This window comes from Pseudomonas petrae (assembly GCF_021728295.1).
In the GTDB taxonomy this organism is placed as follows: Bacteria; Pseudomonadota; Gammaproteobacteria; order Pseudomonadales; family Pseudomonadaceae; genus Aquipseudomonas; species Aquipseudomonas petrae.
On record NZ_JAKJXE010000011.1, the window covers coordinates 39,661 to 58,651 of the forward strand.

Here is an 18,991-nt window from a genome sequence, read left to right on the forward strand (position 1 = left end):
CGCGACCGGTAAACTGCGCGGCGCTTGTCGGCACACGCGTTAATGGTTAGCGTGGACGCTGTAACCCTCCCTCGCCTGAATAACGCCATAACAAGGATTTCTCTGTGCCGACTCCGCCTGCCAACTTGCCGCTGGCTTCCCAGATGGGTGACAGTCCGGCGCCGCTGTACGCCAGGGTGAAGCACATGATCACCCAGCAGATTCAGAATGGCACATGGCCGCCGCATCACCGCGTGCCCTCCGAGAGCGAACTGGTGACGCAACTGGGCTTCAGCCGCATGACCATCAATCGCGCCCTGCGTGAGATGACCGCCGAAGGGCTGTTGGTGCGCATGCAGGGCGTCGGTACATTCGTCGCCGAGCCCAAGACTCAATCCGCGTTGTTCGAAGTGCATAACATCGCCGATGAGATCGCCGCCCGCGGACATGCCCACACCTGCCAGGTCATCATCCTTACCGAAGAAGCCGCCGGTTCCGAACGCGCGCTGGCGCTCGACATGCGTGAAGGCCAGCGGGTGTTTCATTCGCTGATCGTGCATTTCGAAAACGATATTCCCGTGCAAATCGAAGACCGTTTCGTCAACGCCCTCGTCGCGCCGGACTACCTGCAGCAGGATTTCACCAAACAAACGCCCTACGCCTACCTTTCCCAGGTCGCGCCGCTGACCGAAGGCGAGCACGTGGTTGAGGCGATCCTCGCTGAGCCTGACGAATGCAAGTTGCTGCAGATCGAGAAGGGCGAGCCGTGCTTGCTGGTGCGTCGGCGCACCTGGTCCGGCCGCCAACCGGTAACCGCCGCACGCCTGATTCATCCCGGCTCACGCCACCGCCTGGAAGGACGCTTCAGCAAATGACTCAACTGACTGTTCTGCGCGCTGTGGACTACCCGCGCATGCCCTGGAAAAACGGCGGTGGCAGCACCGAGGAAATCACCCGCGATGCCGGTGAAGGCATGGAAGGTTTCGGCTGGCGGCTGTCGATCGCTGACATCGCCGAGTCAGGCGGCTTTTCGGTGTTCGCCGGTTATCAGCGCATCATCACGGTGCTGCAAGGTGCAGGCATGACGCTGAACATCGATGGCCAGGACAGTGAGCCACTGCTGCCGTCCGATCCGTTCGCGTTCAGCGGCGACAGTGCGGTGTCATGCACGCTGCTTGACGGCCCGATTCGCGACTTCAACCTGATCTACTCGCCAGCCCGTTACCGCGCGCGCCTGCAGTGGGTCGACGTGATGCAGCCGCAGCGTTTTTTCAGTTCGGCCGACGTGTTCGTGGTGTTCAGCGCGGCGGAGCAGATGGCCGCCAACATCGGCGAACACCCGCCGCAGTTGCTGGAAAAACACGACTGCTTACAATTGGAAAACGCCGCAGGCGTTCTGCTGGAGGCGGTGCTCTACGCCCCTCGCGTCAGCCGGGTGTGCGTGATTGAGCTGACGCGCGTCTGAGCCTCGCCGCCTGAGATCCATCCCCTGTGTTAAATTGCGTTTTTTTTCGCCAGCACACAGGGAAGACCATGACGACGCTCGACAACAATAAAGAAAGCCCACGAGCCATCGCCATTCTTGCCAGTTTTCTTGCATCGGAATCAGCAGGCGGCCTCGTTCTGATGGGCGCCGCCCTCGCAGCAATCATCGTTGCCAACTCCACCCTCGCCCCCTCGTATTTCGCCGCGCTGCACAGTGTCTGGGGAGGGTTGTCGATCGAGTTATGGATCAACGACGGGCTGATGGCGATCTTCTTTCTGATGGTCGGTCTGGAAATCAAACGCGAAGTATTGGCCGGCGGTCTCGCCAGTTGGGGTCAGCGGGCACTCCCCGGTTTTGCGGCAGCGGGCGGCATGCTGGTGCCGGCGCTGATCTACATCGGCGTCAACATGGGCAACACCGAAACCCTGAGCGGTTGGGCGATTCCTGCAGCCACCGACATCGCCTTCGCCCTCGGCGTGCTCTCGTTGCTGGGCAAGCGGGTGCCGACGTCGTTGAAAGTGTTTCTGGCCGCGCTGGCGATTCTCGATGATCTGGGCGCCGTCACCATCATTGCGCTGTTCTACAGCAGCGGCCTGAACATGACGATGCTCGGCGCCTCGTTCGCGACGCTCGCCGTGCTGGTGATCATGAACCGCATGGGCGTGCAGCGATTGCTGCCGTACCTGCTGCTCGGCCTGTTGTTGTGGTTCTTCGTGCTGCAATCAGGTGTGCACGCGACCTTGGCGGGCGTGGCGCTGGCGCTGTGTATTCCGCTGGGCACGCGCAAGGAAGAAGCCCGCTCACCGCTGCTGTTTCTTGAAGAGAAAATGCACTACTGGGTGGCGTTCGCGGTGGTGCCGATTTTCGGCTTTGCCAACGCGGGCGTCTCCCTGTCGGGGATCACCCTCGGCAATCTGGTCGACCCGGTGCCGCTGGGTGTGGCGCTGGGCTTGTTTATCGGCAAGCAGATCGGTGTGTTTCTCGCGGCGGTGCTGGCAATCCGATCCGGCCTGGCAACGCTGCCAGAAGGAAGCAACTGGCCGCAGCTGTATGGCGTCGCCCTGCTCTGCGGAATTGGTTTCACCATGAGCCTGTTCATCGGCAACCTGGCCTTCCCGGGCGCAGCGCATCTGATCGACGAAGTTAAAGTGGGCGTGTTGCTGGGTTCGATCGCATCGGCGCTTGCCGGGGTGGTGTTGTTACGCAGCAAGCTGGCTCAGCACTGATCTCGATCGCTTATCTCATTGTAGGAGGCGGCTTGCTGGCGAAAGCGCCAATGCCAATGCCAATGCCAATGCCAATGCTGCGATGGTGAATGACCGATAGGTTCGCCAGCAAGCCGGCCCCCGCGGGGATCTGGTCGCTCACTGCCGCTTTTGTTACCCCCAGCCACGCACTGTGCTGGGGCGTGCGCACCGAAAAGTAACAAATTCCTTCCGCTCGCTGTTCCCTCGCTGCCTGCCCTCTCGCCTCGTGAATCACTGAAAGACCCGCGCCAGAGCGGGTGGTAGGCTTTTCTACGTTCACAAACCAACGTTGGCCCCTTGGTTGCATATGCTTGTATGTACAAGTAAGCATGAGTCGATAAAAAGCATCACCGCTCAATTCGAATCTCAACGGCGGCACTCATGCAGGACCTTATTCCCACGTTCGTTACGGACTAATGCGTCCGGGCCGGATTGATCATCGAGGATTGTTAAGTGACTACTGACGAAAAGAACCCCGCTCAGCAATGGACCAAACGCCGCGATGTAGAAATCCGCGCGGCCCATGGCACGCAACTGACCGCTAAAAGCTGGATGACCGAAGCACCATTGCGGATGTTGATGAACAACCTCGACCCGGAAGTCGCCGAGAACCCGAACGAACTGGTGGTCTACGGCGGTATCGGTCGTGCAGCACGTAACTGGGAGTGCTACGACAAGATCGTCGAGAGCCTGACTCACCTGAACGATGACGAAACCCTGCTGGTGCAGTCCGGCAAACCGGTCGGCGTGTTCAAGACCCACAGCAACGCACCCCGCGTGCTGATCGCCAACTCCAACCTGGTGCCGCACTGGGCGAGCTGGGAGCACTTCAACGAACTGGACGCCAAAGGCCTGGCAATGTACGGCCAGATGACCGCCGGCAGCTGGATCTACATCGGCAGCCAGGGCATCGTTCAAGGCACGTACGAAACCTTCGTCGAAGCCGGTCGCCAACATTACGACGGCAACCTGAAGGGTCGCTGGGTCCTGACTGCAGGTCTGGGCGGCATGGGCGGCGCGCAGCCATTGGCCGCCGGCATGGCGGGCGCCTGCTCGCTGAACATCGAATGCCAGCAGAGCCGCATCGATTTCCGCCTGAAAACCCGCTACGTCGACGAGCAAGCCACTGACCTCGACGACGCCCTCGCCCGCATCGCCAAGTACACCGCCGAAGGCAAGGCGATCTCCATCGCGCTGTGCGGCAACGCCGCCGAGATCCTTCCGGAAATGGTCCGCCGTGGCGTGCGCCCGGACATGGTCACCGACCAGACCAGCGCCCACGACCCGCTCAACGGCTACCTGCCAAAAGGCTGGACCTGGGAGCAGTACCGCGAGCGCGCTGCCACCGAGCCTGCCGCAGTGGTCAAGGCCGCCAAGCAGTCCATGGCAGATCACGTCGAAGCCATGCTGGCGTTTCAGAAAATGGGTGTGCCGACGTTCGATTACGGCAACAACATCCGTCAGATGGCCAAGGAAGTGGGCATTGCCCATGCTTTCGATTTCCCCGGTTTCGTGCCCGCTTACATTCGTCCTCTGTTTTGCCGTGGCATAGGTCCGTTCCGCTGGGTCGCGCTGTCGGGCAACCCTGAAGACATCTACAAGACCGACGCCAAAGTCAAAGAGCTGATCCCGGACGACGCGCACCTGCACAACTGGCTGGACATGGCCCGTGAGCGCATCAGCTTCCAGGGTCTGCCGGCACGTATCTGCTGGGTCGGCCTGGGCCAGCGCGCCAAGCTGGGCCTGGCCTTCAACGAAATGGTCCGCAGCGGCGAGCTGTCGGCGCCGGTGGTGATCGGTCGTGATCACCTGGACTCCGGCTCCGTCGCCAGCCCGAACCGCGAGACCGAATCGATGCAGGACGGCTCCGACGCCGTGTCCGACTGGCCACTGCTCAACGCCCTGCTCAATACCGCGAGCGGCGCGACCTGGGTATCGTTGCACCACGGCGGTGGCGTCGGCATGGGCTTCTCGCAGCACTCGGGCATGGTCATCGTCTGCGACGGCACCGATGAAGCCGCCGAACGCATCGCCCGTGTCCTGCACAACGACCCGGCCACCGGCGTGATGCGTCATGCCGACGCGGGTTATCAGATCGCGATTGACTGCGCCAAAGAGCAGGGCCTGAACCTGCCGATGATCAATAACTGATCAATGCCTGGGGTGCACACGGCGCCTGTGGGAGCGAGCTTGCTCGCGAAGACTGAATGTCAGACGCAGTTAATGCTGCGGATGTACCGGCCTCTTCGCGGGCAAGCGCGCTCCTGCAGGTGATTCGGCAGCACAAGTACGCGTGCCAACACTCGCTTTAGGGGAATGTCTGAGATGGCTGTTCCAGATGATCGTGCTGCACCTGCTTCCGTGATCGAGCGGCGTTCGATCGATTACATCCCTGATGCCGAACGACACGGTCGTCTGTTCAGTCAGTTCACACTGTGGCTGGGCGCCAATCTGCAGATCACCGCGATCGTCACCGGGGCCTTGGCCGTGGTGCTGGGCGGCGGCGTGTTCTGGTCGCTGATCGGGCTTTTCATCGGTCAGCTTATCGGCGGTGGCGTCATGGCGCTGCACGCGGCGCAAGGGCCGAAGCTCGGCCTGCCGCAGATGATTTCCAGCCGGGTGCAGTTTGGCGTTTACGGCGCGGTAATTCCGCTGGTGTTGGTGTGCCTGATGTACATCGGCTTTTCCGCCAGCGGCTCGCTGCTCGCAGGCCAGGCGGTGGCGCAACTGATCAACGTGCCGGACTGGCAAGGCGTGGTGATCTTCGCGGCGGCCATCGTGGTGCTGACCATCCTTGGCTACCGGGTCATCCACATGATCGGCCGGGTCGCCAGCCTCATCGGCGTGATCGCCTTCGTCTACCTGTTCGCCGCGCTGCTGGCGGGCAACGACGTCGGCGCGCTGCTGGGCAACAAGCACTTTTCGCTGAGCAGCTTCCTGCTGGCGATTTCACTGTCGGCGTCCTGGCAGATCGCCTTTGGCCCTTACGTCGCGGATTACTCGCGCTATCTGCCGCGCAGCACCTCGGCTGGCAAAACGTTCTGGGCGGTGGGCCTGGGTTCGGTGATCGGCGCGCAGGCGTCCATGGTCTTCGGCGTGTTCGCGGCAGCACTGGCCGGCAAGAACTTCGCCCACCACGAGGTCTCATTCATCGTCGGCCTCGGCGGGACCGGCGCGGTCGCGGCAGCACTGTATTTCAGCATCGCGTTCGGCAAGGTGACCATCACCACGCTCAACGCCTACGGCAGCTTCATGTCCATCGCCACCATCGTCAGCGGCTTTCGCGGCAACCGTCACATCTCCAGTGCGTTGCGGCTGACGTACATTTTCGCCATGGTCGGCATCGCGACGGCGCTGGCGCTGCTGGGCAAGGACTCGTTCCTCAAGGATTTCTCGGCCTTCATCCTGTTTCTGCTGGCGTTCTTCACACCGTGGAGCGCGATCAATCTCGTGGACTTCTACTGCATCACCAAGGAGCGCTATGACATCCCGGCGCTGTCGGACCCGAACGGTCGCTACGGCCGCTGGAACTGGATGGGCATCGGGATTTACGTGCTGGGCGTGCTGATTCAGATGCCGTTCATCTCTACGCACTTCTACACCGGACCGCTGGTGGCGAGCCTCGATGACACCGACATCTCGTGGATCATCGGTCTCATCGTGCCTGCTGTGCTGTACTACGTGGCGGCGAAGAGGTGGCCCGGTAGAGTGGCTGATCGCTTGATCCTGCCACCGGGTTCGGACGCGCCCCCTGCAAGCCGCATTGCTGCCCCTGCACACATGGCGGTGAACTGACCGTTCGTCATGCACGTCTGTTGAACAGGCATTGCTGGAGAGAGAAGCGGGACGAGGCCGGCAAGTGCCTCTCCCCACGGCTGGACGCCATCTGTTTTCGTTACTGCCGTCATCCACTACAAGACCGGAGCGTCACTCAATGAACACGAAAAAGGCCCTGCTATCCACGTTGCTCACCGCCGGCGTGCTCGCCAGTGGCGCCAGTCAGGCTGCAGGATGGTGCGAGTCCGGCAAGCCGGTGAAATTCGCCGGTCTGAACTGGGAGAGCGCGATGCTGCTGACCGATGTGCTGCAAGTGGTGCTGAACAAGGGGTATGGCTGCGAAGTGGACAGCCTGCCGGGCAATTCCATCACCATGGAAAACGCCCTGAGCACCAACGATATTCAAGTGTTTACCGAAGAATGGGTCGGCCGCAGCGAAGTCTGGAACAAGGCGGAAGCGGCCGGCAAAGTGGTCGGCGTCGGCGCGCCGGTCAAGGGCGCGGTGGAAGGCTGGTACGTGCCGCGTTACGTGATCGAAGGCGACGCCAAGCGCAAGCTGGAAGCCAAGGCACCGGACCTGAAGTCCATCGCCGATCTGGGTAAATACGCAGCCCTGTTCAAGGATGCCGAAGAGCCGGAGAAAGGCCGTTTTTATAATTGCCCGGCCGGCTGGACCTGCGAGCTGGAAAACAGCGAAATGCTGAAAAGCTATGGCCTGGAAAGCAAATACACCAACTTCCGCCCTGGCACAGGCCCGGCGCTGGATGCGGCGATTCTCTCCAGCTACAAGCGTGGCGAGCCGATCCTGGCCTACTACTGGTCGCCGACCCCGCTGATGGGTCAGGTGGACATGGTGCGTCTGGAAGAGAAAGCCGGCGTGAACAAGACCATCGAGATCAAGGTCGGCCTGTCCAAGGCGTTTCACGAACAGGCGCCTGAACTGGTGGCAGTGATGGAGAAGGTCAACATCCCGATCGACCTGCTTAACCAGAATCTGGCGCGTATGACCAAAGAGCGCATCGAGTCGCCGAAACTGGCGAAGATCTTCCTCAAGGAACACCCGGAAGTCTGGCATCAGTGGGTGAGCGAGGATGCGGCGAAGAAGGTGGATGCTTCACTGTAAGCAGAGAGCTGACTACCTGTAGGAGCGCGCTTGCCCGCGAAGGCGGTGTGTCAAATATGAATTCGTTCCCTGACACCCTGCGTTCGCGGGCAAGGTGGATCGCCACCCCGGTCGCTCCTACAAGAACAGCGCGGCGCCTGACAGGCATGCTCCATCTAATACATCGAGATAACGATATGTTCCCCGAAAGCTTCACGTTCTCCATCGCCGACTGGGTCAATGACTGGGTCGACAAGCTGGTCACCAATTACGGCGACGTGTTCCGGCACATCTCCGACACGTTGCTGTGGGCCATCGTCAAGCTCGAAGGCCTGCTGCGCGTTGCGCCGTGGTGGCTGCTGCTGGCCATCGTCGGCCTGATCGCCTGGCACGCGACCCGCAAGATCACCACCACAGTGGTCATCGTCGGCCTGCTGTTTCTCGTCGGTGCCGTGGGCCTGTGGGAAAAGCTGATGCAGACGCTGGCGCTGATGCTGGTCGCCACGCTGATCTCGGTAGTCATCGGCATACCGCTCGGCATTCTTTCAGCGCGCAGCAACCGGCTGCGTTCAGTGCTGATGCCGCTTCTGGACATCATGCAGACCATGCCCAGCTTCGTGTACCTGATTCCGGTGCTGATGCTGTTCGGTCTGGGCAAAGTGCCGGCGATCTTCGCCACGGTCATCTATGCCGCGCCGCCGCTGATTCGCCTGACCGATCTGGGCATTCGTCAGGTCGATGGCGAGGTCATGGAAGCGATCAACGCCTTCGGCGCCAATCGCTGGCAGCAACTGTTTGGCGTGCAACTGCCGCTGGCCCTGCCGAGCATCATGGCCGGGATCAACCAGACCACGATGATGGCGCTGTCGATGGTGGTGATCGCCTCGATGATCGGTGCGCGCGGTCTGGGCGAAGACGTGCTGGTCGGCATTCAGACCCTCAACGTCGGACGCGGCCTGGAAGCGGGTCTGGCCATCGTCATTCTGGCGGTCGTGATTGACCGCATCACGCAGGCCTATGGCCGTCCACGGCATGAGGCGAACAAATGAGCGTCGAGACTATTAATCCAGTGAGCTCGGGAAATCCAGAGAGTACCGCGAGTCCGGACGGCAAGATCGTCGTCAAGAACGTGTACAAGATCTTCGGCAACCGCGCCAAGGATGCGCTGGCGATGGTTCAGAACAACCAGACGAAGGATCAGGTGTTGTCGCAGACCGGCTGCGTAGTCGGCGTGAACGACCTGTCGCTGTCCATCTCCAGCGGAGAGATTTTCGTGATCATGGGCCTGTCGGGCTCCGGCAAATCGACCCTGGTGCGCCACTTCAATCGCCTGATCGACCCCACCAGCGGCGAGATCCTGGTCGATGGCGAGAACATCCTGACCTACGACATGGAAGCGCTGCGCAACTTCCGTCGGCACAAGATCAGCATGGTGTTCCAAAGCTTCGGCCTGCTGCCGCACAAGACCGTGATCGACAACGTCGCCTACGGACTGACCATTCGTGGCGAGAGCAAAGCGCAATGCGCCGAGCGTGCGCAGCACTGGATCACCACAGTGGGTCTGAAGGGCTACGAGAAAAAGTACCCACATCAGCTCTCCGGCGGCATGCGTCAGCGCGTCGGCCTGGCCCGGGCGTTGGCGGCTGACACCGACATCATCCTGATGGACGAAGCATTCAGCGCACTCGATCCGCTGATCCGCGCCGAGATGCAGGACCAGTTGCTGGAGCTGCAATCGAGCCTGAAGAAGACCATCGTCTTTATCACCCACGACCTCGACGAAGCCGTGCGCATCGGCAACCGCATCGCCATTCTCAAGGACGGTCGGCTGATTCAGGTCGGAACACCGAAAGAAATCCTCTACTCGCCTGCCGACGATTACGTTGATCGTTTCGTGCAGCGGCGCGTGGCGACTCTCTAAGGACGCTGTGGTCATGTCGCGAGCAGAACAGATCATCATCGGCGAAGGCCCGCTCAGTTGGCGGGACGTGACCGCCGTTGCCCGCTATGGCGCGACGCTGTCGTTGTCGGAAAGCGCGTGGGCGCGCATCGACAATGCCCAGACGATCGTGCAGCGCATCGTTGCCAGCGGCGAACGCGCCTATGGCGTGAACACCGGCCTGGGCGCGCTGTGCAATGTGTCGCTGGCCGACGAGCAGCTTGGCCGACTGTCGCGCAACACCCTGCTCAGCCATGCCTGCGGCGTTGGCCCGGCGTTGCCGGACGAGCAGACCCGCGCGATCACCTGTGCCGCGATCATCAACTACAGCCAGGGCAAGTCCGGGATTCACCGTCAGGTGGTCGAGGCCTTGCTCACCCTGCTCAATCGACGCATCACCCCGCAAGTGCCGTCCCAGGGCTCGGTGGGTTACCTCACGCACATGGCGCACATCGGCGTCGCGCTGCTCGGCGTGGGTCAGGTCAGTTATCGCGGACAAGTGATGTCGGCGTTGCAGGCGCTCAGCGAAGAGGGCCTGTCGCCGGTGGAACTGGGGGCCAAAGACGGTTTGTGTCTGGTCAACGGCACGCCGTGCATGACCGGCCTGAGCTGCCTGGCCGTCGCCGACGTCAATCGCCTGATGCAGTGGGCCGACGTGATCGCCGCCATGACCTTTGAGGGCCTTCGCGGCCAGCTCGACGCCTTCGACGAAACCATCATCGCGCTCAAGCCACATCCCGGCATGCAGCAGGTCGGCAAAAACCTGCGCGGCCTGCTCGCTGGCAGCGAGGTGCTCGCCAACAGTCAGGGCATCCGCACTCAAGACGCCTTGAGCATCCGCTCTATCCCGCAGGTGCATGGCGCCACGCGGGACCAGTTGGCCCACGCCACGCGGCAGATCGAAATCGAGCTCAACTCAGCCACCGACAACCCGCTGCTGCTCGGCACGCCTGACGCGTATCGCGTGGTTTCCCAGGCCAACCCTCACGGCCAATCCGTGGCGATGGCGGCTGATCTGCTGGCGATTGCCATGGCCGAACTGGGCTCGATTGCCGAGCGACGGCTGGACCGGCTGATCAATCCGACGGTCAGCGGGCTTCCGGCGTTTCTGGTCAGCCAGCCGGGGGTCAATTCCGGGATGATGATCACCCAATACGTCGCCGCCTCGCTGTGCGCGGAAAACCGCCAGTTGGCACAACCGGCGGTCATTGATAACTACGTGACGTCCGGCCTGCAGGAGGATCATCTGAGCATGGGCACCAGCGCCGCCTTGAAGCTGCACAAGGTGCTGGAGAACGTGACGCAGATCCTCGCCATCGAGTATTTGCTGGCCGGCCAGGCGTTCGAATTTTTCAAGGGCCCGCGTTTTGGCGTCGGTACCGAAGCGGCGTGGCGTCTGTTGCGCGAGCGCGTGCCGGCCTACGACGAAGACCGCTGGCTGGCCCCGGACATCGCCAGCAGCGTGACCCTGCTCAAGAACGAAGAGTCATTGGAAACCGTATTCCAGCGCTGCCGCGATTACGCGGCAGACGCTCACACCGACACCGACAACAACGGTCGCCGCGCAGGCGCCCCCCGCGCGGGACAGGCAGGAGCCGGTTCAGCGCAGACGACCGATACCCATTCAGGAGTAGCAGCATCGTGACCCACACCCAACAGGCGACCCCGCTGAATCTGATCCCCGGCCAGTTGAGCCTCGCCCAGCTGCGCGCGATCTATCAGCAACCCGTGTCGCTGACACTCGACGCCAGCGCCAATCGGCAGATCGAAGACAGCGTGGCCTGCGTCGAGCAGATCCTCGCCGAAAACCGCACCGCCTACGGCATCAACACCGGTTTCGGCCTGCTGGCCTCGACGCGCATTGCCAGCGCCGACCTGGAAAACCTGCAGCGCTCGCTGGTGCTGTCTCACGCCGCGGGCGTTGGCGGGCCGATCAGCGATGATCTGGTGCGCCTGATCATGGTGCTCAAGGTCAACAGCCTGAGCCGGGGCTTCTCCGGGATTCGCCGTCAGGTCATCGACGCGCTGATCGCGCTGATCAACGCTGAAGTCTATCCGCACATCCCGCTCAAGGGTTCGGTCGGCGCCTCCGGCGATCTCGCGCCATTGGCGCACATGTCGCTGGTGCTGCTGGGCGAAGGCAAGGCGCGCTACAAGGGCGAATGGCTGAATGCTGTGGAAGCGCTGGCGATTGCCGGGCTAACGCCGCTGACGCTGGCGGCCAAAGAAGGCCTGGCGCTGCTTAACGGCACGCAAGTGTCGACGGCGTACGCGTTGCGCGGCCTGTTCGAAACCGAGGACCTGTTCGCCGGTGCCTTGAGCTGTGGCGCGCTGACCGTTGAGGCGGTGCTCGGCTCACGCGCACCGTTTGACGCACGTATTCATGCGGCCCGCGGTCAGCGCGGCCAGATCGATTCAGCTGCGGCCTATCGCGATCTGCTCGGCGACGGCAGTCAGCTCTCCGACTCCCACCGCGACTGCGACAAGGTTCAGGACCCCTACTCCTTGCGCTGCCAGCCACAGGTCATGGGCGCCTGCCTGACACAACTGCGTCAGGCCGCCGAAGTGCTGGCCGTCGAATCAAACGCGGTGTCGGACAACCCGCTGGTGTTCGCGGCCGAAGGCGAGGTGATTTCCGGCGGTAACTTTCACGCCGAACCGGTTGCCATGGCCGCCGACAACATCGCCCTGGCCATCGCTGAAATCGGCTCCCTCAGTGAACGCCGCATTTCGCTGATGATGGACAAGCACATGTCGCAGCTGCCGCCGTTCCTGGTGGCCAACGGCGGCGTGAACTCCGGTTTCATGATCGCCCAGGTGACAGCAGCGGCGCTGGCCAGTGAAAACAAGGCCCTGTCCCACCCGCACAGCGTCGACAGCCTGCCGACGTCCGCCAACCAGGAAGACCACGTGTCGATGGCGCCTGCCGCCGGCAAGCGGTTGTGGGAAATGGCGGAGAACACTCGCGGCGTGCTGGCTGTAGAATGGCTGGCTGCGTGTCAGGGTCTGGACTTGCGCAACGGTCTGAAGACCTCCGAAAAACTGGAAATCGCCCGCACCACGCTGCGCGGCAAAGTCCCGTTCTACGAGAAAGACCGCTTCTTCGCCCCTGATATCGAGGCCGCCATCGAGCTGCTGGCTTCCAACTGCCTGAGCGACCTGGTTTCTGCTGACCTGCTGCCGAGCTTCTGATCGGGACAGGCCAGGGATGGCCTGTCGTTGAAATGAGAATGTACGCGCAATGATTTTGTAGGAGCGCGCTTGCCCGCGATTGCAGTGTGTCAGCTATGGATGTGCCGACTGACACACCGAATTCGCGGGCAAGCGCGCTCCTACAAGGACGTGCGCAGCTCTCGTTTCGCAGCAAAAAGTAAGACTAGGAACGTGTGAAATGACATCGCAAAACGCTACAGATCTGAAACGCGGGCTCAGCGCTCGCCACATTCGCTTCATGGCGCTGGGCTCGGCCATTGGCACCGGGTTGTTCTACGGTTCCGCGTCGGCTATCAAACTGGCCGGTCCCGCCGTGCTGCTGGTGTACATCATCGCCGGCGCTGCGGTTTACATGGTCATGCGCGCCCTCGGCGAGATGGCCGTGCGCAACCCGGTGTCCGGCTCGTTCGGCGAGTACGCCACCACGTATCTGGGTCCGCTCGCAGGGTTTGTCCTCGGCTGGACCTATGCGTTCGAGATGGTCATCGTCTGCCTGGCCGATGTCACTGCGTTCGGTATCTACATGGGCTTCTGGTTTCCAGAGGTGCCACGCTGGATCTGGGTGCTCGGCATCGTTTTTCTGATCGGCGCGCTCAACCTGTGCAGCGTCAAAGTTTTCGGTGAAACGGAGTTCTGGCTGTCGCTGCTCAAGGTCGGCGCGATCATCGCGATGATCCTCGCAGGCTTCGGCATCATGCTGTTTGGCATCGGCTCGGACTCGGGCGGCGGCGTCAGCAGCGTGAGCAATCTGTGGGCCTACGGCGGCTTCATGCCCAACGGCATCGGTGGTCTCGTGGCCTCGCTGGCGGTGGTCATGTTTGCCTTCGGCGGCATCGAAATCATCGGCATCACCGCCGGTGAAGCGCGCAACCCGGAGCGCGTTATTCCGCGCGCGATCAATGCAGTCCCGCTTCGGATTCTGCTGTTTTACGTGCTCACGCTGTTCGTCCTGATGTCGCTGTATCCGTGGCAGCAGATCGGCAACCAGGGCAGCCCGTTCGTCCAGATCTTCGATCACTTGGGGATTTCCTCTGCGGCGACCGTCCTCAACATCGTGGTCATCACCGCAGCTGTTTCGGCAATCAACAGCGACATCTTCGGCGCCGGACGCATGATGTACAGCTTGGCGAAACAGGGTCAGGCGCCCAAGGGTTTTGCTCAGTTGTCCGCCCAGGGCGTGCCGTGGATGACCGTGCTGGTGATGGGCGTCGCGCTGCTCTGCGGCGTCGTGCTGAATTACCTGATTCCGGAAAACGTGTTCCTGCTGATCGCCTCGATCGCGACCTTCGCGACGGTCTGGGTCTGGCTGATGATTCTGGTCACGCAGATCGCCATGCGCCGCTCGATGAGCGCAGAAGAAGTTGCCCAGCTGAAATTCCCGGTGCCGTTCTGGCCCGTTGCGCCGATTGTTGCCACGTTGTTCATGGTGTTCGTGTTCGGCGTGCTGGGTTATTTCCCGGACAGCCAGGCCGCGCTGGTGGTGGGGGCGGCATGGATTGGTTTGCTGGTGGTTGCTTACTGGATCTGGGTCAAGCCGAAGCAAAACCTGATAAAGGCCACATCAAATAGCTGACGCAAAACCCTGCGGTCCGTGTCTGAAGCAGGCTCTATTTGTTCTCTGGAGGTACTGATGAAAACGCTCTGGCACCACTGTCACGCAGCAACCATGGCGAACGGCACGTACTCGATCATCGAGGACGCCGCCATCGTGACCGATGCAGCGCAGATCGTCTGGATCGGTCCTCTCCAAGAGTTGCCGGACCAGGGCGACATCAAGCGCGTCGACCTGAACGGCGCGTGGTTGATGCCTGGCCTGATCGATTGCCACACGCACACGGTGTTCGGCGGTAACCGCAGCGGTGAGTTCGAACAGCGCTTGCAGGGCGTCAGCTACGCGGAAATCGCCGCAGCGGGCGGCGGTATTGCCAGCACCGTCCGCGCCACCCGGGCCGCCAGTGAAGAAGAACTCTACGCCAGCGCTGAACGTCGTCTGCTGCACCTGCTCAGGGACGGCGTGACCACGATCGAGATGAAATCCGGTTACGGCCTGGACCTCGCCAGCGAACGCAAGATCCTGCGGGTGATTCGCCAACTGGGTGAAAACCTGCCGGTCACCGTGCGCAGCACCTGCCTCGCTGCCCACGCCTTGCCGCCGGAATACAAAGACCGCGCCGACGACTACATCGCCCACATCTGCAGCGAGATGCTGCCGGCGCTGGCGGCGGAAAACCTGGTGGATGCCGTCGACGCCTTCTGCGAATACCTGGCGTTCTCGCCAGCGCAGGTCGAGCGGGTGTTCATCACTGCCGGCCAGCTGGGCCTGCCGGTCAAGCTGCACGCCGAGCAGTTGTCTTCGCTGCACGGCTCGAGTCTGGCGGCGCGTTATCAGGCATTGTCGGCTGACCATCTGGAATTCATGACCGAAGAAGACGCCATCGCGATGGCGGCCTCAGGCACGGTCGCGGTGTTGCTGCCGGGGGCATTTTATTTCCTGCGCGAGACTCAGTTGCCACCGATGGATGCCCTGCGCAAACACGGGGTGAAGATCGCCATTTCCACCGACCTCAACCCGGGCACATCCCCGGGCTTGTCGCTGCGGCTGATGCTCAACATGGCCTGCACGCTGTTCCGCATGACCCCGGAAGAAGCCCTGGCCGGCGCAACTATCCACGCAGCACAGGCGCTGGGCCTGGCCGAGACCCATGGTTCGCTGGAGGTGGGCAAAACGGCGGATTTCGTCGCCTGGCACATCGAACGGCCTGCCGACCTCGCCTACTGGCTGGGCGGCGATCTGGACAAACGCGTCGTGCGTCATGGCGTGGAACGCACTCTCTAATCAGGGGAATACTGTGGACAAGGTTCTGAGTTTCACTCGCGGTCGCGTGCCGCTGCTGATCAGCATGCCGCACCCGGGACTGCACCTGACGCCCGCCGTGCGTGACGGTCTGGTGGACGAGGCCGTGAGCCTGCCGGACACCGACTGGCACATTCCGCGTCTGTATGACTTTGCGTCTGACCTCGGCGCCAGCGTGCTCTCGGCGGAATATTCGCGCTTCGTCATCGACCTCAATCGCCCCTCCGACGACACGCCGCTGTACGCCGGCGCGACCACCGGGCTGTTCCCGTCGACGTTGTTCGAAGGCGACCCGTTGTTCAAGGAAGGTTTGTCGCCCAGCAAGGAAGAACGCGCAACCTATCTGGAGAAAATCTGGACGCCGTACCACGATACCCTGCGCAACGAGCTTGAACGCCTGCGCGCCGAGTTCGGATATGCGCTGCTGTTCGATGCGCATTCCATTCGTGGACACATCCCGCACTTGTTCGACGGGCGGCTGCCGGACTTCAACCTCGGCACGTTCAATGGTGCGAGCTGTGATGAAGCGCTGGCCCAGCGTCTGGACACCGCCTGCGCTGCGGCGAAGAACTACAGCCATGTGCTCAACGGCCGTTTCAAGGGCGGCCACATCACCCGCCACTACGGCGACCCGTCCAACCATATCCACGCGGTACAACTGGAACTGGCGCAGAGCACGTACATGGACGAGTTCGTGCCGTTCCACTACCGTCCCGATCTGGCCGAGCCGACGCAGGTGGTGTTGAAAGGTCTGCTGGAAGAGATGATCGCCTGGGGGCGGGAGAAGTACGGGAAGTAGCCCCGGGTTGATGACTCTCTTGGTGGGACCGGCTTCAGCCGGGAAGAGGCCAGTTTGAGCACCATCAATTTTGCGGCATTGCACCTGACGCCTTCCCGGCTAAAGCCGGTCCCACTGGATGCGCACGCGGCGTTAGTGGGACCGGCTTTAGTCGGGAAGAGGCCTGTCTGAGCACCATCAGTCTCCTGATCATCAGCGTTACTTTTTCAACAACCGCAACCCGTTGAACACCACCAGCAAACTCACGCCCATGTCGGCGAACACCGCCATCCACATGGTGGCCATGCCAGCGAAGGTCACCGCCAGAAAGATCAGCTTGATCACCAGCGCCAGCGCCATGTTCTGCTTGAGCACCGCTGCCGTGTCCCGCGACAGGCGAATGAAGGTCGGAATCTTGCGCAGATCATCGTCCATCAGCGCCACGTCGGCGGTTTCGATGGCAGTGTCCGTGCCCGCCGCCGCCATGGCAAAACCGATCTCCGCCCGGGCCAGCGCCGGCGCATCATTGATGCCATCCCCGACCATGCCCACCCGATGGTTTTGCGCGTACAGGGCTTCAATGGCTTGCAGCTTGTCGGTCGGCATCAGATTGCCCTGGGCCTGATCGATGCCCACCTGAGCGGCGATGGCCTTGGCGGTGTGCGGGTTGTCGCCCGTCAGCATCATCGTCTTCACGCCCAGCGCATGCAGTTGCTCGATGGCCTCGCGGCTGCTGTCCTTCACCGTGTCGGCGACCGCAAACAACGCCAGCGGGCCGGAAGCGTCGAACAGCAGCACCACGGTTTTGCCCTGGCTTTCCAGCGCTTCAAGTTGCGCTTCCAGTCCCGGCGAGCAATACCCGGCGTCATGCACCAGACGATGGTTGCCCAAGTGATACAAACGCCCTTGCACCTCGCCTTTCACGCCAAGCCCTGCGAGGGCTTCGAACGCCTCGACCGGCAGCCGGGTGCCGTCCTGCGCAGCCTTGGCAATCGCTTGAGACACCGGGTGATCCGAGCGACCGGCCAGGCTCGCCGAGATCGCCAGCGCTTGCTCGCCCAATGACGTATCGAGCAACACGTAATCAGTCTGCACCGGCTTGCCGTGGGTGATGGTGCCGGTCTTGTCGAGCGCCAGGTAATCGAGCTTGTGCCCCATTTCCAGGTACACGCCGCCCTTGATCAGGATGCCTTTGCGCGCCGCCGCTGCCAGACCGCTGACAATCGTCACCGGCGTCGAAATCACGAGCGCACACGGGCACGCAACCACCAGCAGCACGAGCGCGCGGTAGATCCAGTCAAACCACACCGCGCCCATGAACAGCGGGGGGATGATCGCGATCGCCAGAGCCAGCGCGAACACGGCGGGCGTGTAGATCTTTGAAAAGCTGTCAACGAAACGCTGAGTCGGCGCGCGCGCACCCTGGGCCGCCTCGACGGCATGGATGATCCGCGCCAGCGTCGAGTTGTTGGCGGCGGCGGTCACTTTGTATTCCAGCGAACCGGCCTGATTGATCGTGCCGGCAAAGACCTTGTCGCCCACGGTTTTCTCGACCGGCAGGCTTTCGCCCGTGATCGGCGCCTGATCGATGCTCGACTGGCCGGAAACCACTTCACCGTCCAGCCCGATGCGCTCACCCGGTTTCACCCGAACGACGCTGCCCAACTCAATATTCTTGACCTCAATCTCAAGCCACTCGCCGTTCTGCTGCACCGTCGCGGTTTCCGGCGTCAGCTGCATAAGGCCGCCAATGGCATTGCGCGCACGGTCCAGGGATTTGGCTTCGATCAGCTCGGCGACGGTGAACAGAAACATCACCATCGCCGCTTCTGGCCACTGCCCGATCAGCACCGCGCCGGTGACAGCGATGCTCATCAGCGCATTGATGTTCAGGTTGAAGTTTTTCAGGGCGATCCAGCCCTTTTTGTAGGTGGTCAGGCCGCCGCTGAAAATGGCGACCAGCGCAACGATGGCGACTACCCAGGTGGGCGCGGCGTTGGTGAAATGGATGACTTCCGCCGTCAATGCAGCGACACCCGACAGCGCCAACGGCCACCACGGTTTGTTGGCGGGCGGCAGCGACGCGGTTTCCTTGTCAGCGCCCTCTTCGATCAGGTCCGCCTGCATGCCCAGCGCGCCAATGGCGTCGCGGATGGGGTCGGTGGACGGTAGCTCGTGCCAGACACCCAGCACGCGATTGATCAGATTGAATTCAAGCTTCTGAATACCCTTCATCTTGCCGAGCTTGTTCTGGATCAGCGTCTGCTCGGTGGGGCAGTCCATGGCTTCGATGCGGAAGCTGCTGAGTTGACCCTCAGCGCCTGACGCGCCATCGATGGTCACGACGGCGGGTGCGCTGTCGTGGGAGCAGCACGCGTGGGCAGCATGGTCGTGTTTGTGCACGGGCGTGAGTTTGGCTTGCCCGCGGTCATGACCGGCGTGATCGTGATCAGCGTGGTCATGGGCGGAATGGTCATGAGCAGCGTGCTCGTGCCCGGCATGGTCGGGCGCGATGTGAGCAGGATTGCGAGGGGAAGATTTGTGTACAGAGTCACTCATGGATTGAGTCTCTAAGTGTGCGTGTTGCCAAGTGAACACCCTGTAGCCACTATAGGG

At 62.1% G+C, this 18,991-nt stretch carries 14 protein-coding genes; 13 read left to right on the forward strand and 1 reads right to left on the reverse strand.

Annotation, left to right across the window (positions count from 1 at the left end):
• The first annotated feature begins 143 nt into the window (after nt 1–143).
• From hutC to hutG, 13 genes are all read left to right on the forward strand, one after another.
• On the forward strand, nt 144–854 hold the full coding sequence (gene hutC / locus L4G42_RS19010) for a histidine utilization repressor (protein WP_237253343.1): 711 nt from the start codon (nt 144–146) through the stop codon (nt 852–854).
• Nucleotides 851–1,444, forward strand: a complete 594-nt coding sequence (locus L4G42_RS19015; protein WP_237253261.1) for a HutD/Ves family protein — start codon at nt 851–853, stop codon at nt 1,442–1,444. Before hutC ends, L4G42_RS19015 begins: the two co-directional genes overlap by 4 nt.
• Nucleotides 1,445–1,512: 68 nt before the next feature.
• Nucleotides 1,513–2,691 (forward strand): Na+/H+ antiporter NhaA, encoded by a 1,179-nt coding sequence (gene nhaA, locus L4G42_RS19020; RefSeq protein WP_237253262.1) that lies wholly within the window; start codon nt 1,513–1,515, stop codon nt 2,689–2,691.
• 474 nt (nt 2,692–3,165) lie between these two features.
• Nucleotides 3,166–4,863 (forward strand): urocanate hydratase, encoded by a 1,698-nt coding sequence (gene hutU / locus L4G42_RS19025; RefSeq protein ID WP_237253263.1) that lies wholly within the window; start codon nt 3,166–3,168, stop codon nt 4,861–4,863.
• A gap of 174 nt (nt 4,864–5,037) precedes the next feature.
• Nucleotides 5,038–6,507 carry a purine-cytosine permease family protein gene (locus L4G42_RS19030; protein ID WP_237253264.1) on the forward strand — a complete coding sequence of 490 codons (1,470 nt, stop codon included), beginning with the start codon at nt 5,038–5,040 and terminating at the stop codon, nt 6,505–6,507.
• A gap of 139 nt (nt 6,508–6,646) precedes the next feature.
• Nucleotides 6,647–7,612 (forward strand): ABC transporter substrate-binding protein, encoded by a 966-nt coding sequence (locus tag L4G42_RS19035; protein WP_237253265.1) that lies wholly within the window; start codon nt 6,647–6,649, stop codon nt 7,610–7,612.
• Nucleotides 7,613–7,788: 176 nt separating this feature from the next.
• Nucleotides 7,789–8,640 carry an ABC transporter permease gene (locus tag L4G42_RS19040; protein WP_237253266.1) on the forward strand — a complete coding sequence of 284 codons (852 nt, stop codon included), beginning with the start codon at nt 7,789–7,791 and terminating at the stop codon, nt 8,638–8,640.
• On the forward strand, nt 8,637–9,512 hold the full coding sequence (locus tag L4G42_RS19045) for a quaternary amine ABC transporter ATP-binding protein (RefSeq protein ID WP_237253267.1): 876 nt from the start codon (nt 8,637–8,639) through the stop codon (nt 9,510–9,512). Before L4G42_RS19040 ends, L4G42_RS19045 begins: the two co-directional genes overlap by 4 nt.
• A 13-nt stretch (nt 9,513–9,525) precedes the next feature.
• Nucleotides 9,526–11,175, forward strand: a complete 1,650-nt coding sequence (hutH, locus tag L4G42_RS19050) for a histidine ammonia-lyase (protein WP_237253268.1) — start codon at nt 9,526–9,528, stop codon at nt 11,173–11,175.
• A complete protein-coding gene (gene hutH, locus L4G42_RS19055) occupies nt 11,172–12,722 on the forward strand; it encodes a histidine ammonia-lyase (RefSeq protein WP_419789388.1) in 1,551 nt (516 codons plus the stop codon). The genes hutH (L4G42_RS19050) and hutH (L4G42_RS19055) overlap by 4 nt, the downstream gene beginning before the upstream one ends.
• Before the next feature lie 199 nt (nt 12,723–12,921).
• On the forward strand, nt 12,922–14,316 hold the full coding sequence (locus tag L4G42_RS19060; protein ID WP_237253269.1) for an amino acid permease: 1,395 nt from the start codon (nt 12,922–12,924) through the stop codon (nt 14,314–14,316).
• Between the two features lie 57 nt (nt 14,317–14,373).
• Nucleotides 14,374–15,579, forward strand: coding sequence for an imidazolonepropionase (gene hutI / locus L4G42_RS19065; protein WP_237253270.1), 1,206 nt, complete (start codon nt 14,374–14,376; stop codon nt 15,577–15,579).
• A 13-nt stretch (nt 15,580–15,592) separates the two neighbouring features.
• Nucleotides 15,593–16,396 carry an N-formylglutamate deformylase gene (gene hutG / locus L4G42_RS19070; RefSeq protein ID WP_237253271.1) on the forward strand — a complete coding sequence of 268 codons (804 nt, stop codon included), beginning with the start codon at nt 15,593–15,595 and terminating at the stop codon, nt 16,394–16,396.
• Nucleotides 16,397–16,594: 198 nt separating this feature from the next.
• Here the strand turns inward: hutG and L4G42_RS19075 are convergent, their stop codons facing one another.
• Nucleotides 16,595–18,934, reverse strand: a complete 2,340-nt coding sequence (locus L4G42_RS19075) for a heavy metal translocating P-type ATPase (protein WP_237261028.1) — start codon at nt 18,932–18,934, stop codon at nt 16,595–16,597.
• Nucleotides 18,935–18,991: the final 57 nt, after the last annotated feature.

Coding starts and splice junctions, on each gene's coding strand:
- hutC (WP_237253343.1), top strand. CDS start 144: ATGGGTGACAGTCCGGCGCCGCTGTACGCCAGGGTGAAGCACATGATC.
- L4G42_RS19015 (WP_237253261.1), top strand. CDS start 851: ATGACTCAACTGACTGTTCTGCGCGCTGTGGACTACCCGCGCATGCCC.
- nhaA (WP_237253262.1), top strand. CDS start 1,513: ATGACGACGCTCGACAACAATAAAGAAAGCCCACGAGCCATCGCCATT.
- L4G42_RS19030 (WP_237253264.1), top strand. CDS start 5,038: ATGGCTGTTCCAGATGATCGTGCTGCACCTGCTTCCGTGATCGAGCGG.
- L4G42_RS19035 (WP_237253265.1), top strand. CDS start 6,647: ATGAACACGAAAAAGGCCCTGCTATCCACGTTGCTCACCGCCGGCGTG.
- L4G42_RS19040 (WP_237253266.1), top strand. CDS start 7,789: ATGTTCCCCGAAAGCTTCACGTTCTCCATCGCCGACTGGGTCAATGAC.
- L4G42_RS19045 (WP_237253267.1), top strand. CDS start 8,637: ATGAGCGTCGAGACTATTAATCCAGTGAGCTCGGGAAATCCAGAGAGT.
- hutH (WP_237253268.1), top strand. CDS start 9,526: ATGTCGCGAGCAGAACAGATCATCATCGGCGAAGGCCCGCTCAGTTGG.
- L4G42_RS19060 (WP_237253269.1), top strand. CDS start 12,922: ATGACATCGCAAAACGCTACAGATCTGAAACGCGGGCTCAGCGCTCGC.
- hutI (WP_237253270.1), top strand. CDS start 14,374: ATGAAAACGCTCTGGCACCACTGTCACGCAGCAACCATGGCGAACGGC.
- L4G42_RS19075 (WP_237261028.1), bottom strand. CDS start 18,934: ATGAGTGACTCTGTACACAAATCTTCCCCTCGCAATCCTGCTCACATC.